Annotated in this window: 16 protein-coding genes and 2 pseudogenes; 4 read left to right on the top strand and 14 right to left on the bottom strand. The window is 69.1% G+C overall.

Annotated elements, in window-relative coordinates; all coding sequences use genetic code 11:
* Positions 1–84: 84 nt before the first annotated feature.
* The 9 genes from N8I84_RS00340 to N8I84_RS00380 all read right to left on the bottom strand — a co-directional run bounded on the left by N8I84_RS00340 (position 85) and on the right by N8I84_RS00380 (position 13,302).
* Positions 85–3,651 carry a GH32 C-terminal domain-containing protein gene (locus N8I84_RS00340; RefSeq protein WP_263227263.1) on the bottom strand — a complete coding sequence of 1,189 codons (3,567 nt, stop codon included), beginning with the start codon at positions 3,649–3,651 and terminating at the stop codon, positions 85–87.
* An 86-nt stretch (positions 3,652–3,737) separates the two neighbouring features.
* Positions 3,738–5,270 carry a glycoside hydrolase family 32 protein gene (locus N8I84_RS00345; RefSeq protein ID WP_263227265.1) on the bottom strand — a complete coding sequence of 511 codons (1,533 nt, stop codon included), beginning with the start codon at positions 5,268–5,270 and terminating at the stop codon, positions 3,738–3,740.
* Positions 5,267–6,307 carry an ATP-binding cassette domain-containing protein gene (locus N8I84_RS00350; RefSeq protein WP_263227267.1) on the bottom strand — a complete coding sequence of 347 codons (1,041 nt, stop codon included), beginning with the start codon at positions 6,305–6,307 and terminating at the stop codon, positions 5,267–5,269. The genes N8I84_RS00345 and N8I84_RS00350 overlap by 4 nt, the downstream gene beginning before the upstream one ends.
* The gene (locus tag N8I84_RS00355; RefSeq protein ID WP_263227268.1) at positions 6,304–7,257 is read right to left on the bottom strand and encodes an ABC transporter ATP-binding protein; all 954 of its coding nucleotides are present in this window, start codon (positions 7,255–7,257) and stop codon (positions 6,304–6,306) included. The genes N8I84_RS00350 and N8I84_RS00355 overlap by 4 nt, the downstream gene beginning before the upstream one ends.
* A gap of 3 nt (positions 7,258–7,260) precedes the next feature.
* Positions 7,261–8,181, bottom strand: a complete 921-nt coding sequence (locus tag N8I84_RS00360; RefSeq protein ID WP_263227269.1) for an ABC transporter permease — start codon at positions 8,179–8,181, stop codon at positions 7,261–7,263.
* A gap of 14 nt (positions 8,182–8,195) precedes the next feature.
* Positions 8,196–9,173, bottom strand: coding sequence for an ABC transporter permease (locus N8I84_RS00365; protein ID WP_263227270.1), 978 nt, complete (start codon positions 9,171–9,173; stop codon positions 8,196–8,198).
* 95 nt (positions 9,174–9,268) lie between these two features.
* The gene (locus tag N8I84_RS00370; protein WP_263227271.1) at positions 9,269–10,948 is read right to left on the bottom strand and encodes an ABC transporter substrate-binding protein; all 1,680 of its coding nucleotides are present in this window, start codon (positions 10,946–10,948) and stop codon (positions 9,269–9,271) included.
* 74 nt (positions 10,949–11,022) lie between these two features.
* Complete coding sequence (locus N8I84_RS00375) at positions 11,023–12,045, bottom strand: LacI family DNA-binding transcriptional regulator (protein ID WP_263227273.1); 1,023 nt, start codon at positions 12,043–12,045, stop codon at positions 11,023–11,025.
* Between the two features lie 258 nt (positions 12,046–12,303).
* Positions 12,304–13,302 (bottom strand): aldo/keto reductase family protein, encoded by a 999-nt coding sequence (locus N8I84_RS00380; protein WP_263227275.1) that lies wholly within the window; start codon positions 13,300–13,302, stop codon positions 12,304–12,306.
* A 319-nt stretch (positions 13,303–13,621) separates the two neighbouring features.
* On the opposite strand from N8I84_RS00380, the pseudogene N8I84_RS00385 reads away from it, so the two are divergent.
* Together N8I84_RS00385 and N8I84_RS00390 are read left to right on the top strand one after the other, a co-directional pair.
* A pseudogene (locus tag N8I84_RS00385) lies at positions 13,622–14,617 on the top strand (carbohydrate kinase family protein).
* Positions 14,618–14,681: 64 nt separating this feature from the next.
* Entirely contained in the window at positions 14,682–15,215 is a 534-nt protein-coding gene (locus tag N8I84_RS00390; RefSeq protein WP_263227277.1) for a GrpB family protein, read from the top strand.
* Between the two features lie 57 nt (positions 15,216–15,272).
* Here N8I84_RS00390 and N8I84_RS00395 read toward each other — a convergent pair whose 3' ends face one another.
* From N8I84_RS00395 to lspA, 3 genes and pseudogenes are all read right to left on the bottom strand, one after another.
* On the bottom strand, positions 15,273–16,022 hold the full coding sequence (locus N8I84_RS00395) for a Ku protein (RefSeq protein WP_263227278.1): 750 nt from the start codon (positions 16,020–16,022) through the stop codon (positions 15,273–15,275).
* Between the two features lie 535 nt (positions 16,023–16,557).
* Positions 16,558–16,677: pseudogene (locus N8I84_RS00400) on the bottom strand (telomere-protecting terminal protein Tpg); the annotation flags it as partial.
* A 136-nt stretch (positions 16,678–16,813) separates the two neighbouring features.
* Positions 16,814–17,383 carry a signal peptidase II gene (lspA, locus tag N8I84_RS00405; protein ID WP_390898814.1) on the bottom strand — a complete coding sequence of 190 codons (570 nt, stop codon included), beginning with the start codon at positions 17,381–17,383 and terminating at the stop codon, positions 16,814–16,816.
* Positions 17,384–17,466: 83 nt separating this feature from the next.
* Between lspA and N8I84_RS00410 the strand changes: the two genes are divergently transcribed.
* A complete protein-coding gene (locus N8I84_RS00410; RefSeq protein ID WP_263227280.1) occupies positions 17,467–17,781 on the top strand; it encodes a transposase family protein in 315 nt (104 codons plus the stop codon).
* Positions 17,782–17,851: 70 nt separating this feature from the next.
* Here N8I84_RS00410 and N8I84_RS00415 read toward each other — a convergent pair whose 3' ends face one another.
* Positions 17,852–18,733 carry an SDR family oxidoreductase gene (locus N8I84_RS00415; protein ID WP_263227282.1) on the bottom strand — a complete coding sequence of 294 codons (882 nt, stop codon included), beginning with the start codon at positions 18,731–18,733 and terminating at the stop codon, positions 17,852–17,854.
* An 88-nt stretch (positions 18,734–18,821) separates the two neighbouring features.
* Between N8I84_RS00415 and N8I84_RS00420 the strand changes: the two genes are divergently transcribed.
* Complete coding sequence (locus tag N8I84_RS00420) at positions 18,822–19,400, top strand: TetR/AcrR family transcriptional regulator (RefSeq protein ID WP_263227283.1); 579 nt, start codon at positions 18,822–18,824, stop codon at positions 19,398–19,400.
* 249 nt (positions 19,401–19,649) lie between these two features.
* Here N8I84_RS00420 and N8I84_RS00425 read toward each other — a convergent pair whose 3' ends face one another.
* Positions 19,650–20,549: a helix-turn-helix domain-containing protein gene (locus N8I84_RS00425; protein WP_263227284.1), complete on the bottom strand. Its 900-nt coding sequence runs from the start codon at positions 20,547–20,549 to the stop codon at positions 19,650–19,652.
* Between the last annotated feature and the right edge of the window lie 24 nt (positions 20,550–20,573).

A 20,573-nucleotide genomic window follows, 5' to 3' on the forward strand; every position in this document is an offset into this window, starting at 1 on the left:
CAACACCGGCGAATGCCCCTCGATCCCCGGCAGCACCCCGCCGCCCATCCCGCCCATCGTTTACTGGGACGGCTTGATCCGAGATCAGAGCTCCTTGGCGTACGTGTCCTGGTACGCCGCCCTCCCTCCGAACATGTTGAGACCGATGTGTCCGTTGGTGTACGTCGTGTCCGTCACGTTGATGATCTGCTCGCCGTTGAGGAACACCTGGATGCGGTCGCCTTGGGCGAGGATGCGAACCGGGTAGGTGGTGCCGCGGCGGACCAGGGCCGGGACGCGGGCGAGGGCGGCGCCGTCGTCGAAGTAGCCGTTGGCCTTGGCGACCAGGCGGATCACCCGTAGGTCGGGGTCGATGTTGAGGCAGTAGGCGTTGGTGCCGTCGGAGGAAGCGCGCCAGAGGAGGGAGAGGGCGCCACCGGTGTCAGGGTCGGGGTCGCCGAGCCGGACCAGGGTGGTGAAGTCGAGGTCCGTCGCCGTGCGCGCCGACATGGCGGTGGAGTCCTTGTCGAAGGTTCCGGCGCGGCCCGCGCTGTCCGTGGACCAGTGGCCTGCGGGGGTGATCGTCAACTCGCCGAGGTCGGAGCGGAACGCACCGCCGGCAGGGGCGGCCACTAGCGGTTTCACCTGGTCCACGAGGCGGTAGATGCCTGTCAGTTGATGCACCTTGAGCGACTCGATGTGCGCGGTGCCGCCCTTGGCGTAGAAGGCCATACCGTCGGCGACCGGGGTGGGGAAGATCAGGCTTGTGACAGCAGCCCGGCCGTCGGCGCCGAATGCCTCTACCGATGACGAGTCGACGTACAGGCGCAGGGTCACCCGGCCGCTGGCCGGCTTCATCGGTGCGGTCGTGCGGCCGGCGAAGTACTGGGTGAAGTCGCTCAGGCCCGCTTCCGACCGGTCCACGAAGAGCTGGTTCGCCTCGGCGTCGTATCCGACCGTCGTGTGCTGGTCGTCGTCGGCGCGGAGCTTGAAGCCGATCTCCGTGGCGGTGCCGAGGGTGATCTCGGCCTCGATTTCGTAGGCGATGCCCGTCACGCCCGCGAGCGGGTTCGCGGAGTTCGGGCCGACGGAGAGGTCCTTGCGGGTTGTGGTGGACGTGCGCAGAGCGGTCAGCTCAGGGATCGGGCGCTGCGCCAGGCGTACCCCGTCGGCGGTGTCCGTGAGGGTCAGTTCGCGGGGGATGCTGAGCTGGCCGTTCCAGGCGCCGGTCGGGGCGCTGAAGGGGTAGTCCCAGTTGCTCATCCAGCCGAGCCAGACGCGGCGGCCGTCGGGCAGGCCGTAGTAGGACATGGCGGCGTAGTAGTCGCGGCCGGAGTCGGCGCGCAAGGTCGTGCCGGCGCTCTGGTCTGGAGTGAAGTTGGTGCCGTTCCAGTCGCCGGTGAAGTACTGGGCGGCCGAGCCGTTCGTGGCGCGTACGGCGCCCGTGCTCAGGGTGAGGACCCACTTGATGCGGTTCTCGTCGCCGTCTACCGGGAGGGGGAAGAAGTCGGGGCACTCCCAGACGCCCGGCGTGACCCAGTCGCCGTAGCCGAAGGAGCTGACGTGGGTCCAGGTGAGGAGGTCGGTGGAGGTGAAGAAGCGGACGTGGTCGCCGCCGGAGACGACCATCAGCCACTGGTCGTGCTTCTGGTCGTGGATCACCTTCGGGTCGCGGAAGGTCCAGCCGGCGTCGGGGCCGCCCGGGTTCTGGACGGCCGAGGCAGATCCGCCGTGCCACTGCCAGGAGCGGCCCTTGTCCTTGCTGTAGGCGATACGTACGCTGGCGTTTCCGCCCGGCTTGTCCGGGTGGTAGCTGGTGTAGTACGCGATCAGGCCCGAGCCGCCGTCGAAGAGGCCGGAGGTGTCGTCCGCGTCCACGACCGCCGAGCCCGACCAGCAGTTGCCGTACTCGTTCCAGGGCAGGGCGATGGGCAAGGCCTGCCAGTGGACGAGGTCGGTGCTGACCGCGTGCGCCCAGCGGCCCTGGTCCTGGTGGAAGAGGTGGTACTCGCCGTCGTAGTACACCAGGCCGTTGGGATCGCTGGTGGAGCCGGTGAGCTGGGAGTAGTGGTACGTGGGGCGGTACGGCTCGGTGAGGTAGTCGGCGGTGCTGCGGACCTCGACGTTCTGGAAGTACGACGTCCCGTGCGCGGCCGTGGTGCCGACGGTGGCGCCCGTGGTGCGCAAGACGCGGGTTTTCAGCGCCTGGACGCCGTCCACGTACACCTCGATCGTCCTGCCCGTCGCCCGGGCCTCCACGCGGTAGGTGCCGCCGGACGCGATGGGCCGGACCGGGCCGGGAGTGGAGGCAAGGCGGGCGCCGGAGGAGCGGTCCAGCAGGACGACGGCGTTCCGGCCGGCTTCCAGGCGTGCCTCGTAGCCGCCGGAGCCGTCTGCGGCCGCGCGCAGGATGAGACCAGCTGAGGACGAGGTGCCGACGGGGGTGATGTCGGCTCTCGCGACCAGGTCGCCGTCGGTGAAGGGAGCCGTCCGCAGGCCGTTCTCGCCGCGGATGCCGCGCCGGTCGGGGGTCCAGGTGCCGGAGCGGGCCGTCCAGCCTTGGACGCTGGTGACGAGGTCGGCGGCGGCGATGTTCTCGAAGGATACCGCGCCGGCCGCTGCCGTGACGGCGAGTCGGCCCGTCGTGTGGGTCGAGTCCTGGGCGGTGATGACGGGGCTGTAGCCGTCGGGTGAGAGGAAGTTGGTCTGCCAGTGCACGCGCAGTTCGGTGCCCTCGGCTTCGACGCGTAGGCGGTAAACCGTGTCGGCCTTGATGGTGGTGGTGTACATGCCGAGGGTGACGTTCCCGTCGATGCGGTAGAGCCTCAGCCTGCCGTGACCCGGGTCCACTTGGACGCCGTAGCCGCCGGTGGCCGCCTCGTCAGTACGCACCAGCAGTTCGGCGACCGCTGAGGTGCCGTGCAGGAGCAGGTCGGCCTGGAGCGCGGTGTCGTAGGCCCGGGTCGTGGTGACGGCGCGGGCGGTGGATGCCTGGGACGGGTCCGCGCGCCAGCCGAGCGGGGTCGCCGTCCAGGTGCCGCCGCTCGTGGTCCAGCCGGTGAGGTTGGTGGTGACGGCGGTGAGGGAGGGCAGACCGAAGGTGACGGTGCCGCCCTGGGCGAGCAGGCCTACCGAGCCGGTGTCGTGGCGGTGGTCCTCGGCGTGGAGGAGCCGTTTGCCGTCGACGGACACCGTCAGCTCCGCCCCGTCCACGGCCACTTCGAGGTCGTAGGGTCTTGCGGTCGTCGCGCCCGGCAGAGGTGCGGTGGCGAGTGTGTCGCCGCTCGCCAGGTCGTAGAGCCGTATGCGGGCCCGGCCCGGGTCGAGGGCGGCCACGTATCCGGCAGAGCCGTCCAAGGCGGCCCGGAACACCAGCGCGCCTACGGCGGATGCGGACTGGGGCGTTATGCGGGCCGTGTAGGTGCCCTTGGACGCGAGTTGCTGCTCGGACAGGGCGAGCGCGCTCTCGCGCGTGCCGGCGGTCACCTTCTGACCGCTGTCGGAGGTGCGGGTCCACGTGCCCGTGACGGGGACGGGGTCGGGGATGGGCACGGTGGGTGCTCCGGCGGCGCTCGGGGTGGCGGCCTGTGCCGCGGGGAGGATGCCTGCGAGAGGCAGGAGGGTGGCGGCGGTGCCTCCTGCGAGCAGGAGGGTACGGCGGGACACGCTCATGGCGGCTCCTGAGGGAAAGGCAGGGAAGGGTGGGCCACGGCCCGGGGGGACGTCCACCCCCCGGGCCGCAGCCGGCTGTAAGACCGTCACGGCCACAGGGGCCGGGGTCCTTCGGTGAAGGCCGACGCCATCTGCCAGGCGTCGAACCGCTCCAGGGTCACGTCGCCGTCGGCACCGATGCCGACGCCGACGGCCTCGTCCGGACGGGTGGGGTAGATGCGGGCGGCAAGTGGCCGCCCGCCCGCGAAGATCTCCAGTGCGGAATGGTCGACGAGGACGCGCAGGTCCACACGGCCGTCGGCATCCAGCGGCAGCTCGCCGTACCGGGGTTCAGTGTCGACGGTCGGGTCGAGGCTGCTGTTCTCTCGGTGCAGGCGGAGGATGCCGCCCGTTCCGTCGTGCGCTCTGCTGACCTCCACGACTGTGCGCTCGGCGCCATCAGGTGTCTCGCGGACCACGAGCCGGGCCCTCGCTCCGGGGGCGAGGCGCAGAGTCGTCTCGATGTCGAGTTGATCTCCGCGCACGGGGTGCAGCCGGGTGTAGGGGTCGGTGAGCGGGCCCGCCGCCACTTCTACGCGTTCCCGCCGCAGCTGGGTCAGTTCCGGGACCGGGGCCTGGTTCAGGCGGCCGTCCTCGCCGAGTGTGACGACCCTCGGCAGGGACATCACGCCGCACCAGCCGACCTGTGCGTTCGCCTCGTCCGTCCGTCCCTCCTGGAGCCAGCCGAACATGATGCGGCGGCCGTGCTCGTCGCGGGTGGACTGGGGGGCGTAGAAGTAGCGTCCGCCGTAGTCGAGGCGGTGGAGGGCGGTGGGGGTGAAGGTGTCGTCCTGGTAGTGGCCGGTCCAGTACAGGGGGTGGTGGGTGGTGCCTTCGTCCCAGGCGGAGAAGACGAGGACGTCGGTGCCGTCGGCCTCCTCGCTCTCGCCGATCCGGAAGAGGTCGACGCACTCCCACATCGTGCCGGTCCAGTCGAGTTCGCCCTGGTTCTGCGAGGCGTCGCCGGTCAGCAGGGGGCCGACGTAACGCCAGCTGCGCAGGTCGTCCGACTCGTACAGGAAGGCCGTGCCCCCGACTCCTCGCACGCCTGAGCCGATCAGCTGCCGCCACACCTGGCCCTCTCGCCATACGCAGTGGTCGCGGAAGGCTGTGATGTCGACGCCCGCGGGCGGGGCGGTGATGACCGGGTTGGCCCGGTCCTTGGACCAGTACCTCAGGTCTGCCGATCCCCTCGCTACACAGGGAAGTTCGTGCTCACCGTGCCGGCCGGAGTAGATGATTGTGGGCACTCCTGCGTCGTCGACGAGGACGCCGGACCAGCAGCCGTCGCGGTCGGGGCCGGAGGTGCCGGGGACGAGGGCGACCGGTTCGTCGGTCCAGTGGACGAGGTCGGTGCTGGTGGCGTGGCCCCAGTGGATGCGGTGGTGGGCGGGGGCGAGCGGGTTGTACTGGTAGAAGAGGTGGTAGATGCCCTTCCAGTGGGTTAGCCCGTTGGGGTCGTTGAGCCAGCCGCCGGGCGAGGTGAAGTGGAAGCGGGGGCGGTGGGGGTCGCGCAGGGCGCGCTCGGCCAGCCCCTCGGCGACGGGAGTGCCGGAGGGGAGGGTGAGGTCGTGGGTCATGCGGCGGTGGTCTCCGCTTTCTCGGTGTCGTCGGTGGCCTCGCCGGTGGGCCTGTCGGTGGCCTTGAGCACGCGGCGGGCGATGTCGGAGGCGGGTGCGCGCAGGTGGCAGCGCACCCAGTGGGGCCGGCCCTCGTCTTCGCCGACGATGTGGCGGACGGGCTCGGTGCGGCTGCACGTGCCGTCGTCGTACGGGCAGGACGTGGGGTTGAGGATCTCCTCGCGCAGCCGGGCGCGCTCGGCCGGGTCGTAGCTACCGGCCCGTTCGGGGTCGGGCACGGCGGACAGCAGCAGCCGGGTGTAGGGGTGGGCGGGGGCGTCCATGACGGCCAGTGCGTCGCCGCCCTCGACGAGTTCGCCGGCGAACATGACCATCGTGGTGTCCGCGAGGTAGCGGGCGGAGCCCAGGTCGTGCGTGATGTAGAGCATGGCGATGTTCCGCTCGTCGCGCAGGCGCCGCATCAGGTTGAGTACGCCGACGCGCACGGAGACGTCCAGCATGGAGGTTGGTTCGTCGGCGAGGACCAGCCGGGGCTCCACGGCGAGGGCGCGGGCGATCGCGACGCGCTGACGCTGGCCGCCGGAGAGCTCGTGCGGGTAGGACTGCAGCATGTCCTCGGTCAGGCCGACCGTCGTCATCAGCTCGCGCAGCGCCTCGGGGGTGGCGGGACGGCCGTGCAGGACGAGCGCCCGGGTGAGGAAGTGCTCGATGCGGTGCACGGGGTTGAGCGAGCCGAAGGGGTCCTGGAACACCATCTGGACCTTGCGGCGGTACGCCCGTGAGGCCCGGCGCCGCTCGGTGCGCAGGACGTCCTTGCCGTCCAGCAGCACCTGACCTGCCGAGGGTTGTTCGAGGCGGGCGAGGCAGCGGGCGATGGTGGACTTGCCGCTGCCGGACTCGCCGACCAGGGCGGTGATCCGGCCGGCCGGCAGGTCGAAGGACACGTCGTTGACCGCACGGACACGGCGCCGGGAGAAGACAGTGCCGACCTGGAAGTCCTTCGTAAGACCGCGGACGGACAGCAGTGGTTCGGTCATCGGGCGCCTCCTTCGGAACTGCGGGCCACCCAGCGGCCGGGCGCGACCTCACGCAGGTCGGGGATGTTCATGGAGCAGTTCGACCGGTCCTCGGGGCAGCGGACGTGGAAACCGCAGCTGTCAGCGGTGCGCGGGGCGTCGAAGAGGCCGGTGAGCTCCCTGCGCGGGCCGGTCAGCGGCGGGAAGGCGTTCATCAGCGCCTCGGTGTACGGGTGGAGAGGATCGGCGAACAGCTCCTTGGCGTCGGCGAGCTCGACGATCCGTCCCCCGTACATCACGCCCATGCGGTCCGACAGCTCGACCATCAGGGACATGTCGTGGGTGATGAAGAGGATGGAGAAGCCCAGTTCCCGCTGCAGGTCGCGGATCTGCGCCATGATCTCCTGCTGCACGACCACGTCGAGCGCGGTGGTCGGCTCATCCATGATCAGCAATCGGGGGCGCAGTGCGACGGCCATGGCGATGACCACGCGCTGGCGCATGCCGCCGGAGAGCTGGTGCGGGTACGCCTTCAGCCTCCCCGGATCGATGCCCACCAGCTGAAGCAGCGCGCCCGCCCGCTCCCGCGCGGCCCGCTTCTTCATCCGCTCGTGCGTGGTGAAGATGTCGACGATCTGCTCGCCGATGGTCAGGACGGGGTTGAGGGAGTTCATCGCCGACTGGAACACCATGGCGATCTCCCGCCACCGGAAGGCGCGCAGCTCCCGTGCGTCCAGGGCGAGGACGTCGCGGCCCTGGAAGCGGACACTGCCCGCGGTGATCTCCGCCGGGGGCTTCAGCAGCCGCATCACCGCGTTGGCGATGGTCGACTTGCCGCAGCCGGACTCCCCGGCGAGGCCGAAGACCTCTCCGGCGCCGATGGAGAAGGAGACGTCGTCGGCGCCCACGACGGTGCGTCCGTCGCCCCGGTATTCGACGCGCAGGCCGCTCACCTCGAGTACGGGTTCCATGGCTCAGCCCCTCCTCTCACGCCGGGCGCGGCGGCTGCGCAGCCTCGGGTTGGTGATCTCGTCCACCGCGTAGTTGACCAGCGCGAGCGCGAAGGCGACGAGCGCGATGCACAGCCCGGAGGGGACGAAGGCCCACCAGGTGCCGGTCATCAACGCTCCGTCGTTGCTCGCCCAGTACAGGTTGGTGCCCCAGCTGACGACGCTGCTGTCGCCGAGGCCGAGGAACTCCAGGCCGGCCTGGGCGCCGATGCCGAAGATCACGCAGCCGAGCAGCGTGGTCATCACCACCGACGCCATGTTGGGCAGGATCTCGCGGAACATGATCCGCAGCGGGCGCTCCCCGGTGACGACGGCGGCGGCCACGAAGTCCTTGCCCCGGATCGACTTGGCCTGAGCCCGCAGGACTCGGGCCGAGCCCGCCCAGCCGGTGACGACGAGCACCAGGATCACGGTGGAGGTCCCGGGCGGCAGGAACGCGGCCAGGATGATGAGCAGGGGCAGCCCGGGCAGCAGCAGGAAGATGTTGGTGATCAGGGTCAGGGCGTCGTCCACGATCCGGCCGAAGTAAGCGGACGCGAGGCCGACGAGGATGGCGACCGCGGTCGCCGCCAGCCCGACGGTGAACCCGACGAAGAGGGAGCTGCGTGCGCCCCACAGGGTGAGGGCGAGCACGTCCTGTCCCTTGGCGGTGGTACCGAGCCAGTGTGCGGCCGACGGGGCCTGGCTGCCGGTGGAGTTGATGAGGGACGGGTCACCCGGGGCGAGTACGGGAGCGAGCAGGGCGAGCAGCGCGAAGACGGCGAGCAGGATCAGCCCGGTCAGCGCCTTCTTGCTGTCGATGAGCTGGCGCAGCAGTCCGCGCCGGCGCGAAGCGCGCACCGGGGTTGTCGGCGTGGTGGCCGTCGCGATCTCGATGGCGGTCATGTCGGCAGCCCCCTTCAGCGGACGCGGACGCGCGGGTCGAGGCGGACGTAGACGAGGTCGACGAGGAAGTTCGCGAGCAGCACCGCCGCCGTGATCGTCAGGAAGATGCCCTGCATCAGCGGGTAGTCCAGGCCCTGGACGGCCATCAGCAGCTGGTAGCCGATGCCGGGGTAGGCGAACACGACCTCGGTGAGCAGGGCGCCGCCGACGACGAAGCCGAGCGCCATGCCGAAGTTGGTGACGGAGGGGAGCAGCGCGTTGCGGGCGGCGTAGCGGAACATGATCCGTGAGGGGCTGAGCCCCTTGGCTTCGGCCATGGTGATGTAGTCCTCGGCCGCCGTGGCGATCATGGTGTTGCGCATGCCGAGCATCCAGCCGCCGATGGAGACCAGCACGATGGTCAGCGCCGGCAGCACCAGGTGGGTGGCGACGTTGGAGATGAAGGCGCCGTTGAAGCCGGGAGTCAGACCGACGTCGTAGGCGTGGCGCAGCGGGAACCAGCCCAGGCTCACTCCGAACAGGTACAGGGCGCCCATCGCCAGCCAGAAGTACGGGAAGGAGCCGACGAAGATCAGCAGGGGCGGGAAGGCGGAGTCGAGGACCCCGCCGCGCCGCCAGGCGGCGACGATGCCGAGCAGGTTGCCCAGGACCGCGGCGATGAGGAGTGCGACGCCGCCGAGGAGCAGGGTCCAGCCGATCTGCTGGCCGATCACGTCGGAGACCGGGGTCGGGAAGCGGGTGATGGAGATGCCGAGGTCGCCGGTGAAGACGCTCTTGATGTAGTTGAGGTACTGCTCCCAGAGGGGGCGGTGGTCGAGGCCGAAGAGTTTCCGCAGCTGGGCTATCTGGTCGGGCTGCATCGTGCCCTGGGCCTGCGCGAACATCCGGGAGACCGGGTCGCCCGGCATGAAGCGCGGGAGAACGAAGTTCAGGGTGATGGAGGCCCAGAAGGCGAGCAGATAGAACCCCAGGTTGCGCAGGATCAGACGCACGGGTCGTGCTCCCTGTCGGTGGGGGGATGAACGGTGACGCGGTGAGCGGGGGCGGCCGTCCCGGTGAGGAGGGCGGCCGCCGGTCCGCGCGGGCGTCAGCCCTTGACGGGCTTCAGCGAGGTGAGCACGAGGATCGTGCTGCCGTTGCGGTTGCCGAGGGTGGCGTACGGGTTCTGTTCGGAGGGCCAGCCGGTGAAGCGGGCGTCCGTGTACGCGCCCCACTCCGGGCCGGTGAACAGCGGGACGACGGGCGCGTCCTCGTTGTACAGCTCCTGCAGGCCGTTCATCTGCTCGCGCTGCGTCTTCTCGTCGGTGGCGGCGGCGAAGGCGTCGATGAGCTTGTCGGCCTTCTTGTCGCCGAAGCGGTGGTAGTTCTCGGTGGCCTGCTTGCCGACCGGCACGAGCATCTTGGTCGACATCACGCCGCGGAAGTACTCGTACGGCGTGGCGCCGTTGTTGCTCCACACGATGCCGGTGTCGAAGGTTCCGGTGTTGTACGACGCCGAGACGGCCGACCAGTCGGGCGTCTTCACTGTGGCGATGATGCCGACCTTCGCAAGGTCCTGCTTGATGATGTTGGCGACCGAGATCCAGTCGGAGGAGGCCGAGCCGACGGAGATGTCGAGGGTGAAGGGCTTGCCGTTCTTCAGCAGCCGCTTGCCGCCGCTCTCCTTGTAGCCGGCCGCGTCCAGGGCCTTCGCCGCCGCGTCGGTGTTGTACTTCGTCCAGGTGCAGGAGGAGGCGAGAGAGGTGTCGCGCCACGTGTCGTAGGTGCGGCCCAGGCCCGTGCAGTCGGCAGGTTCGGCGTAGCCGTTCATCGCGACCTTGGTGATCTGGTCGCGGTCGATCGCCATGCTGAGGGCCTTGCGCACCGCCACATCATTGAAGGGGGCCTTGGTGGTGTTCAGCTGCCAGTTGATCATGGCGCCGGTGGCCGGGAACCAGTAGTGGTTGTGCTTCTTGTCCTTGGCGACGAAGGACTTCTCGATGTTCGGGATGAACGTCTGTGTCCAGTCCACCTCACCGCCTGTGAAGGCGAGGTTGGCGCTGTCGTTGCCGGAGAAGGCTTGCATCTGGATGCCGGCGATCTGCTGCTTGGCGGGCTGCCAGTAGTCGGGGTTCTTGCGCAGGTCGTACGACTGGCTCTGGAACTTCTCCACCTGGGTGTACGGGCCGGTGGCGACCGGGTTGGGGTTGGTGAACGTCGCCGGGTCCTTCACCTTGGACCAGATGTGCTTCGGCAGGATGTAGTGGCCGCCGATCTCGTAGAAGGCGGGCGAGAAAGGCTTGTTGAAGGAGAACTTCACCGTGTGGGCGTCGACCGCGGTGACCTGGTCGAGGTAGTCGAAGCCGCCCAGCACCTTCTTCTGAAGCTGGAAGGTGTAGACGACGTCGTCGGCGGTGAGCGGCTGGCCGTCCGACCACTTGACACCCTCGCGCAGCGTGAAGGTGAGGGACTTGGCGTCCTTGGCCTGCTCCCACTTGGTGGCCAGCCACGGCGTGTCCTTGGCGTTGGACATGCTGTGGACGACCAGCGGCTCGTAGATCGCCTGCAGGGTCATCGGGGCGGCCTGCGGGGAGAGCGGGTTGAAGTTGCGCGTGAACGTCGCCAGGTCCTCACGCGGGATGGTGAGCAGCTGGTTGCCGGAGGTGTCACCGGCGCCGGCGGCGCCCGAGCCACCCGTACAAGCGGACAGGACCAGGGCTGCGGCGGCGGTCGCGGTGACCGCTCTCAGGGCGGTCCGCAGCCGCCGTGAGGCTATGGAGGGTGCCATAATGAAGACTCTTTTCCTCTCTTCAACACACAGGACGAAGACGGGATGGGATTACTCGGCGGACTGATTCGCGGTCAGACCGACGAGCGTTCGAGCAGCGGGCAGTCGATCGTCACCCGGCGGGTGTCGAGCGGCTGCCCCGCTGCGAGAGCGGCGAGCATGTCGACGCCCTTGGTGCCCATCGCTTCGAAGGGCAGAGCGAGCGTCGTCAGCTTCGGCCGCAGATAGGCAGCGATGAGTTCCTGGTTGTCGAACCCCACCACGGCCACGTCGTGCGGGATGCACAGCCCACGTTCCTTGATCGCGTCGTACGCGCCCATCGCCATCCGATCGTTGCCGCAGAACAGCGCGGTCGGCCGGTCGGCGGCCGGGCGGTCCAGCAGCTCGCAGGCGGCGGTGTAGGCGCCGTCGGCGGTGGCCCAGCCGGCGATGACCAGGGACGGGTCGGGGGTGATCCCGGCCTCGCGCAGGGCCCGCTCGTACCCCTCGCGCCTGCCGACGGCGGCCGGGATCGCCGGGTCGAGGTTGATGAACCCGATGCGCGTGTGCCCGGCGTCCAGGAGCCGACGGGTCGCCTTGTATCCGCCCGACACCTCGTCGGGCAGGATGCAGGGCAGCTCCCCTTCCGCGTCGTAGCAGTTGACGAGCACCGTCGGAACCTCGCGGGCGGCCTTCGGCAGGCTGACGGCCCGGTGCCAGGTCGTGGCGTACAGCAGCCCTTCCACGCGGTGCTCCAGCATCTGGTCGAGCGCGGCAGCCTCCTGGGCGGGATCGCCCTCGCTCGCGGCGATCAGCAGGAACCTCCGGTCGCTCCAGGCGCGGCTCTGCGCGCCCGTGATCACCTCAGCGGCGAAGGGGCCGGTCACGATCTCGGTGATCAGACCGAACCACCCGCTGCGGTTGGCGGCCAGTGCCCGCGCCCCGGCGTTGGGCCGGTAGCCCAGCTCGTCGATGGCCTCCAGGATCCGCCGACGGGTCTCGTCGGGGATGGTTGCGCCGGGCTTGTCGTTGAGGACGAAGGAGACCGTGGTCCTCGAGACTCCCGCGCGGCGAGCCACATCGCTCATGGTCACGCGCTGCGTCTTGTTGGTGGCCACTTTCAGTCCCCTTCGGTCGGTGGAGGTGCGTCGTGACCCCTCCGGTTTCGCGCTTTAGTAACGCGCGTTACTTCTGTATTTCTGGGAAGTTACGGCCGCCTTATGCGGCATGTCAATACATCGCCGGGTAACGAAGAGGGACGGAAATCAGACGCCTCCTCGGTGCCGCCTCTGGAGGCGGGGCGACACCTCGCGAGGGCGGCCCGCCAGGGCAACGGCATGGCTGTGGCCTCGCCGCCGGGCCCCGGTGGCTGCGGCTCACGGCCGCTCGGCGAACACGTCGATGCGCTCGGGATCCCGCTCGACGACCGGATCGAGGATCTTATCCACGCGCCTGACCAACTCGTCGTCCAGCGTGACGTCCGCCGCCTTGGCGTTCTCGACGATCTGCTCGGGCCGGGACGCTCCGACGATGGCCGAAGAGACATTCGTGTTGCGCAGCACCCACGCCAGGCTCAGCGTCGCCAGGGACATGCCTGCTTCGGCGGCAAGAGGAACCAGCTCCTGGACCCGGGCCAGAACCTCGTCGCGCATCCATCCGGCCACCGCGTCGCTGCCACCGTTGGTGTCGGTGGCGCGGGAACCGGACGGCGGTTGCCGCCCCGGCTTGTACTTGCCCGTCAGCACCCCCTGGGCGAGCGGGGACCACACGATCTGGCCGATGCCGAGCTCCTGGCAGACCGGGACGATCTCCGGCTCGATCACGCGCCACAGCAGGGAGTACTGCGGCTGGTTGGACACCAGGCGGATCTTCAGCTCCCGCGCCAGCTGCGCCGCGGCCCTGATCTCCTGCGGCTTCCACTCCGAGACGCCGATGTAGTGCGCCTTGCCCGCGTGGACGACATCGGCGAGGGCCTCCATCGTCTCTTCCAGCGGAGTGGCGTAGTCGTAGCGGTGCGCCTGGTACAGGTCCACGTAGTCCGTGCCCAGGCGGCGCAGCGAGCCGTTGATCGACTCCATGATGTGCTTGCGTGACAGGCCACGGTCGTTCTTCCCCGGCCCGGTCGGGAAGTAGACCTTGGTGCAGATCTCGACGCCTTCGCGGCGCACGCCCTTGAGGGCGGCGCCCAGTGCCTCCTCCGCCCGGGTCTCCGCGTAGACGTCGGCGGTGTCGAAGGTGGTGATGCCGGCGTCGAGTGCGGCGCGTACACAGGCCGTGGCCGCCTCCTGGTCCACCTGTGACCCGTGGGTGACCCAGTTCCCGTAGGCGACGGCGCTGACCAGCATCCCGCTGCCGCCCAGATGGCGATAGTCCATGTTCGATGTCCTTTCTTAGGACGAAGGGGACCGTGGTCAGCAAGGCCACCTTCGCTGTCTGTGGCCACTTCCCGTCCCCTTCGACCGCCGGAGGCACGACATCGCCTCCAGTTTCGCGCTTTAATAACGCGCGTTAGTGCTAGGTTGCGAGGAAGTTACGGGCGTTTCGCGCCGCATGTCAATACCTAGGCATGGGCTGCATCAGGCCGCCGCCCGATGTCCTTCCCCCGTACGTACGCCCGGCCCGCCGGGCACCGGCCGAAACCCACGCGCGGAACCGCGGCATCTCCGCGCGCTTCCAGAGAGGCAGACCGTCACCATGGCTCGACTCGAGACCCCCAGCCGTGTCACCGTTCTCGGTGAGTGCGTCGCGGACGCCTTCACCGCCCCCGCCCTATCCGGCCCGGGGGAACTCGCCCTGCGCGTCCTGCCGGGAGGCGGCCCCGCCAACACCGCCGTCGCCCTCGCCCGGCTCGGCACCCCCACCCGCTTCCTCGCGCGGCTCTCCCATGACGTCTTCGGCACGCTCTTCCGCACCCGCCTCAGCGACTCCGGCGTCGACCTGAGCGGCAGCGTGACCGCCCCCGAGCCCAGCACCCTCGCCGTCGCCGTCGCCGCCCTCAACGAGACCGGCCAGGCCACCTACACCTTCCACGCCGACAGCGCCGCCGACTGGCAGTAAACCGCCGACGAACTCGCCCGCACCCCGCACGACGACACGGTCTGCCTGCACACCGGCTCCCTGGCGCTGATACGCCAACCCGGCGGCAGCCGCATCGAGGACCACCTTGCCAAGGCACGAGAACACGTCACCGTGTCCATCGACCCCAACGTCCGCCCCCTGCTCGTGCCGCCCTCCGCCTACCGAGAACGGCTCCCACGCTGGTGCGCCCTCGCCGACATCCTCCGCCTCAGCGAGGACGACCTCGGCCTGCTCCTTCCCGACGCCAGCCCCGAAGAGGCTTGCGACACCTGGCACGCCGCCGGCGCGCGCCTCGTCGTCATCACCATCGGCTCACGCGGCGCCCTCGCCTCCCTCGACGGCCTCCGCGTCACCGTCCCGGCCCCGGCCGTCGACGTCGTCGACACCGTCGGCGCCGGGGACTCCTTCGCCGCGGGTCTGCTGCATCGCCTCACCGCCCTCGGACACCTCGGCGGCCGGCTCGACGGGCTGAGCCTCCAAGACGTCACAGAAGCCTGCGCCTTCGCCGCCTGCGTCGCCGCCCAGACCTGCTCCGTCCCCGGCGCAAACCCGCCCTGCGCGGACGAAGCGGCGCTGCAGGCCAGCGTAGAACGGCTCCTGTCTCACGTCTGAACGCACATGCTCGTTCCCGCGCCACGACTGCGCAGGCTCGTTGTGCCTTTGCAAGACTGCCGATATGACGCACCTGATCGTGGTCAGTGACTACGACCCCAACTGGCCCGAGCGGTTCCAGGACCTGCGGCGGCGACTGGCACCTCACGTCGCGGATCTTGCTGTGTCCATCGAGCATGTCGGCAGTACGGCTGTGCCAGGGTGCGCCGCAAAACCGATCATCGACCTGGACATCGTGGTGTCCGACGAGGCCCTCATGCCCGCGTTGATTTCCCGACTCGCCGGGCAGGGCTATCGGCACGAAGGCGACCTGGGAATTCCGGGACGGCAGGCTTTCCAAGCCCCGCCCACGGCCCCCGTACATCATCTGTACGGCGTGGTCGCAGACTCAAAGCCCCACCTTGATCACGTCCTGCTCCGTGACTACCTGCGTCAGCGACGCGACGAAGTACGGCGCTACAGCGCGTTGAAGGTGGCCCTGGCGAAGCAGTTCCCTGCCGACCACGAGGGCAGGGCGGCGTACTCGGCAGCGAAGAGCAGGCTGGTGGAGGACCTTGTCGCCAAGTCCTACGCCGCTCGAGCCGCCAGCGAATCGTGACATCGGAGCGGTAGCACGCAAGTGGCCTTGCTCCTGCTCTGGTTCGGCGCCGGCCTACTACGCGGCCATCTTCTTCCGGCGGCGCCCGGCCCGGGCCAGGGCGCCGACCAGTTCCTCATGGCTCATCTTCGACCGGCCGGGGATGCCTTCGTCACTGGCGCGCTGATACAGCTCCGTCTTGCTCAGCTGCCTCAACTCGCGCTTTCCGAGGCCGCGATCGCGTGCCCTGGTGGACGTTCTTACCCGCTTGCTCGGGGCCGTCTTGGCCGTCGTCTTCTTAGCCGACTTCCCTGTGGCCTTCCGCACCGGCTTCCGAGTCCCAGTCTTCTTCTCTTTTTGATCTTCGGGCGCCTTGTCTCTGGAGCTGCGGGTCTGTTCGACGCTGCGCTGCAGGGCCTCCATCAGGTCGATGACGTTGGCGGCCTGCGGTGGGGTTTCCTCGCTGACGATCTCCTTGCCCTTGGCTTTGGCGTCGACCAGCTCCTTGGCCTTCTCTTCGCAGGTGTCGTGGTAGTCCTTCGGGTTCCAGTCGATGGAGAGGGAGCCGATCAACTGGCGGGCGGTGTCAAGCTCCCTGCCCTGGGCGTCGGCGCGGCCGGGCAGCACCGGCAGCTTCTGGTGCGGGTCGCGGACCTCGTCGGCCCAGTGCAGGGTGTGGAGCACCAGCACCTCTTCCTGCGCGCGCAGGGCGACCAGGTACTGCTTGCCGCGCATCACGAAGGTGGCGATGCCGGTCTTCTGCTGGCCTGCTTGCTGCGCCGAGCCGTCCTCCGCCTGACCGTGCGAATGCTGCGCTGCATGCTGCACCCACGACACCACGCAAGCCACCCTCGACACCGGGGCAGCAGCAGGACCAGGAGCAGCATCATGCAGCAGCCGCAGGCCTTCGCCGGTGGCTCTCCTCACGCCTGACAGCCTTGCACCGCGACGCTTCTACCTGGACAGATCCGCCGTGAGGCTCACAATCTCTGCTCCTTCGGGGAGCTCGAGGCGCTGCTTGCGTTGCTGAGGAAGACTGTTCGCCACCACCGGCCGCCGCGTCGGTGCCGTCGTCGTAGGCCGGGCGACCGTGATCGGTACCGGCGCCGCCCTGTGGCCGTTCATGAAGGAGCCCTACGATCGACCGCTCCCCGTCCCTGGCAGATGGAAGACACCGTTGGCGAATCCGGTCCGCAGAGTTCCCCTCGGCTCCGGGGAGCAGGTGTGACTGGGCAGGATGGCTGGCCCATACGGCCAAGTAGACCGCACCACCGACAACCGCCGCCGCCTTCTCCGTGCCCCGAACGGTCAGCGTGCCCGCACCAGTTGGTGCGGGCACGCTGACCGTTCGGGGCACCGGCTGCTACAGGTCGAACTCAAGGTGCTCGATGTCCGTGAAGCGGACCTCCTCCATCGGTCCGGCGCGACGGCCGCCAACCTGGAAGTACACCTCCTTGAGCGCCTCCGCGGCGATCTCCTTGAGGCGCTGCTCGGTGGCGCCCCTGCTCCTGGGCCTCGATTAAGACGGATGAGGATGTGCTGTTTACCGAGCCTCCGCTACGCGGCAGTCAAGCTCTCGGGTCTGGAGCATCTCTTCGCGGAGCGAGAAGGCTCCGGCCCTACCGATCTTGCGAGGCCGAGCTGTCCAGGGAAGTGCCCAGGAACGACAGGAGGACTGCCAGGGCACCGCCGCAGACGATGCCCGAATCAGCAAGGTTGAACACCGCGAAGTGCTCAACGGAGATGAAGTCGACGACGTGCCCGCGGAAGACCCCAGGCGCCCGGAAGATCCGGTCAGTCAGATTGCCGAGCGCGCCCCCAAGCAGCAGGCCCAGAGCGACAGCCCACGGAAGGCTCTGAAGCCTACGCGCGACACGCGCGATGACCACGACAACCGCGACCGAGATCGCCGCGAACACAGCAGTGAAAGCCTGGCCCGAACTGAAAGCCGCACCCGAGTTACGGAACACCTGAAGCGTGAGCACACGGCCCGCTATGGCAATGGGCTCCTGACCTTCCAACCGCGAGACAGCCACAAGCTTGCTGCCGAGATCCAAGGCATAGGTGAGAGCGGCCGCCGTCAGCAGAGCGGTCAGAGGGCCCTGAGCCAGTGCGCGCTCATCAACCGCACGCGTTGCTGTGTCGGGCTGGGATTGCGAGGCATTGTCGGTAGTGATGATCTGCTCCACGGATGCTGAGCCGCCCTGGACAGGCCCACATTACAAGTGTCTGCCGGATGAAACGTGCAACAGGTGCTTGTCCGCCGCCCGCCATGACCACATCCTGGCCCACCTGCGCTCCACCCGCCTCGGGGCGTTGGCCGACCTCGGTTTTTCGCGGCCTGGACAACGACATCCTCGACCCCGTGATCATCACCGGCTACACCGCCAGCCGAACCCACAAGCTCACCCCGGGCCAGAAAGAAGCCAACCGCGTCGTCGCCGTCGGACGGGCACCAGTCGAGCACGGCTTCGCCAACATCAAGAACTGGCGGATCCTCACCGAACTCCGTAAGACGCTCAAGAGGGCGATGTACGGCCGAGCTTCTTTCGAACTCCCCCGGACCCGCATCCTCACCCAGCCTTGAGCTTCACGGATCAGGGGCGGGAACAGGGATCGCTTCGGCAGGGGACCTGCCCGAACGTCCCGGTCGCCGGTCAGGGCTGGATGTTCTCCAGGTCCTCCAGAAGGCTGGGGTGTTTGGGCTCCCAACTGAGCGCCTGCCGGGTGTACGCGCTGGACGAGGGCTGGTCGCTCGCGAAGATCTGACCGAGGGGACCGAAGGTCTCCGCCGGTACCGACTCGACCGGCAGGCCCAGCCGTCGGCCGATGACCGTGGCGATATCGCGAACCTTGTCCCCCTCGTCGGCCACGGCGTGCCAGGAGGTACCCGCTTCCCCCTGTTCCAGGGCGAGCCGGAAAAGGACTGCCGCGTCGAGCGCGTGCACGGCCGGCCAGCGCTGTGCGCCGTCGCCCGGGTAACCGGACACTCCGGTCCGGCGTGCGATGTTGGTCAACAGGCCGGCGAATCCGCCGGAACCCTGGTTGTGAACCGTGCGCGGCAGGCGTACGGCGCTGCTGCGAACCCCGCGCGAGGACAGGCCCAGGACCGACGTGACCGCACGGCCGCGACCGCCGACCGGCCCGTCGGTGGGCACCGGGTCGCTTTCGACGGATGCGCGGCCCGGCACGGCGGGCGTACCCGAGACAGCGACGAAGGGACGGTCGCTGCCGACGAGTTCCTCGCCGAGGGCCGCGAGGGCGGCACCTTCCTCCGCGACCGACTTCGCGAGGGTGTCGGGGCTGCTGAAGTCGTGGTCGAACGCGAGGTGGATCACCCCGTCGGCCCGGGCGGCGCCGGTGCGAAGGGTGTTCAGGTCGGCGAGGGCTCCCCGGAGGGGATCGGCGCCGGCCGCCTCTATGGCCTGCGCGGATGCGTCGGAGCGAGCGAGTGCGAGGACGGTGTGGCCGTTGTCGAGCAGTTCGGCGACGACAGCGGAACCGATCAGACCGGTGCCGCCGGTGACGAAAACGCGCATAGGAAACTCCCCCAGGAGTGATGGGACTCTTGTCCCATCACTCTACCGCAGTGATGGGACAAGAGTCCCATCACTTAGGATGGTGACCATGGGTAGATGGGAACCAGGCGCACGCGAACGCCTCGTCGTGGCTGCCGTCGACCTGTTCACCGAGCAGGGGTACGACGCCACGACGGTCGCGCAGATCGCCGAGCGCGCAGGAGTCACCAAGAGCACCTTCTTCCGGCACTTCCCCGACAAGCGCGAGCTGCTGGTCGCCGGACAGGAGACGCTGAGCCGACTGCTGGCCGAGGGGATCGCCGACGCGCCCGCTGGCGCCAGCCCGCTCGAGGCGGTCGCTGCCGGTCTGGAGCGCGCGTCGAGCGCGATGGGCCCCGTGAGCCGCGAGCTCGCGCCTCGCCTGAAGGCGGCCGTCGCCGCCAGCGCCGAACTTCAAGAGCGTGACGCCCTCAAGAGCGTCAGCCTCGCGGCCGCGATGACGACCGCTCTGGTCGCCCGCGGCATACCCGATCCAACCGCGGCTCTGGCGGGCGAGCTGGGCGTCCTCGCCTTCAAACGGGGATACGCCCAATGGTCCGAGGGCGACCGTGACGGCAAGGACGAGCTCGCCGGGTACACCCTGGCGGCCCTCGACGAACTGCGTGCAGCGAGCACCTCGCTGGGCTGACCGGCAACCTCACCCGCCGTTCACGAAACTGCGGCCAGAGCCTTGAAAACGACCAGGGATACTCCTCGTCTCACTCGGTCCGGTTCTCAACGGACCGGGGAAGTTCAGGGTTCTGACCGCGTTTCTGTGAAGCCGCAGGCCAGTGGGTGGTACGCCTCGTTCCGCTGGCGTCTGCCTGGCCATGGCGTGCCGAAACGGCAGTCGGCCAGCCGGTTGACGGCCTGATGCCGTGCTGCCCGGTTCTCCTGGCTAGCGCCGGCGGGTGCGGAAGCCGCCGGGGGTATCGCCAGTCTCGCGGGTGAAGAACTTCCCGAAGTTGGCGGGTTCTGAGAATCCGAGCATCCGGCCGATCGCAGCGATGGGCAGGTCGGTGTGCACGAGCAGGCGCTGCGCCTCCAGGGCGGCGCGGGCGTCGATGAGTTCTTTGGCGCTGCGGCCGGTAGCGGCCTGGCAGGCCCGGGTCAGGGTGCGTGGTGAGTAGCCGAGTCGGGCGGCGTACCTCTGCACGGAGCGGGTGGCGGCGAAGGAGCGCTCCAGCTCGTACCGGAAGGCAAGGAAGACCTCGCCGCCGGCCATCGCCGAGGCGGCATGGTCCGGATGGGGCAGCCGGGCCAGGCGCAGCAGCACCGCGCCGAGGAGCTGGCGCAGCAGTGGGACGGTGAGGTCGGCGTCCGTGTTGTCCCGGTGGTCCTCCAGGGTGTGGTAGTCGGCCGCGATCTCGGCCAGGGCCCGGTCGATGACCTGGTGGTCGCCCGGGGACAGCGTCCAGCCGGCCGGGCCGAAGCCGTCGAGGAGGGACGCGAGCTGAGGCAGGCGCGGTGGGAAGGCGGCGGTGAACAGCACCAGCACGGCATCCAGTTCGGCCAGGCGGCCCTCCGCATCGGCCGGGAACCGCTGGACCTGACCGGGCCGCAGATGCAGCAGTCTGCCCGGTACGCAGGGCTGGGGAACGAAATCAACCATCATGCTTGCCTCACCGCCTCGTACGAGGAGCAGTTGGTGGAAGTCCGGTCGGCTCGCGGTGTGGGCGACCGCCCTTTTCATGCGGCGGCGCAGGACGTCGTATGTCAGGACCTCGATGCCCAGCCGCGGGCGGTCGGGATTGCGGTAGGCGATGTCGATGACGTCCGGTTGTCCAACTTTGACCATGGTGGGTCCCGACTCTACCTCGTC

This window comes from Streptomyces cynarae (assembly GCF_025642135.1).
In the GTDB taxonomy this organism is placed as follows: domain Bacteria; phylum Actinomycetota; class Actinomycetes; order Streptomycetales; family Streptomycetaceae; genus Streptomyces; species Streptomyces cynarae.

Coding starts and splice junctions, on each gene's coding strand:
- N8I84_RS00415 (WP_263227282.1), bottom strand. CDS start 18,733: ATGCGCGTTTTCGTCACCGGCGGCACCGGTCTGATCGGTTCCGCTGTC.
- N8I84_RS00390 (WP_263227277.1), top strand. CDS start 14,682: ATGACGCACCTGATCGTGGTCAGTGACTACGACCCCAACTGGCCCGAG.
- N8I84_RS00370 (WP_263227271.1), bottom strand. CDS start 10,948: ATGGCACCCTCCATAGCCTCACGGCGGCTGCGGACCGCCCTGAGAGCG.
- N8I84_RS00420 (WP_263227283.1), top strand. CDS start 18,822: ATGGGTAGATGGGAACCAGGCGCACGCGAACGCCTCGTCGTGGCTGCC.
- N8I84_RS00355 (WP_263227268.1), bottom strand. CDS start 7,257: ATGGAACCCGTACTCGAGGTGAGCGGCCTGCGCGTCGAATACCGGGGC.
- N8I84_RS00360 (WP_263227269.1), bottom strand. CDS start 8,181: ATGACCGCCATCGAGATCGCGACGGCCACCACGCCGACAACCCCGGTG.
- N8I84_RS00345 (WP_263227265.1), bottom strand. CDS start 5,270: ATGACCCACGACCTCACCCTCCCCTCCGGCACTCCCGTCGCCGAGGGG.
- N8I84_RS00350 (WP_263227267.1), bottom strand. CDS start 6,307: ATGACCGAACCACTGCTGTCCGTCCGCGGTCTTACGAAGGACTTCCAG.
- N8I84_RS00340 (WP_263227263.1), bottom strand. CDS start 3,651: ATGAGCGTGTCCCGCCGTACCCTCCTGCTCGCAGGAGGCACCGCCGCC.
- N8I84_RS00425 (WP_263227284.1), bottom strand. CDS start 20,549: ATGGTCAAAGTTGGACAACCGGACGTCATCGACATCGCCTACCGCAAT.
- N8I84_RS00380 (WP_263227275.1), bottom strand. CDS start 13,302: ATGGACTATCGCCATCTGGGCGGCAGCGGGATGCTGGTCAGCGCCGTC.
- N8I84_RS00410 (WP_263227280.1), top strand. CDS start 17,467: ATGACCACATCCTGGCCCACCTGCGCTCCACCCGCCTCGGGGCGTTGG.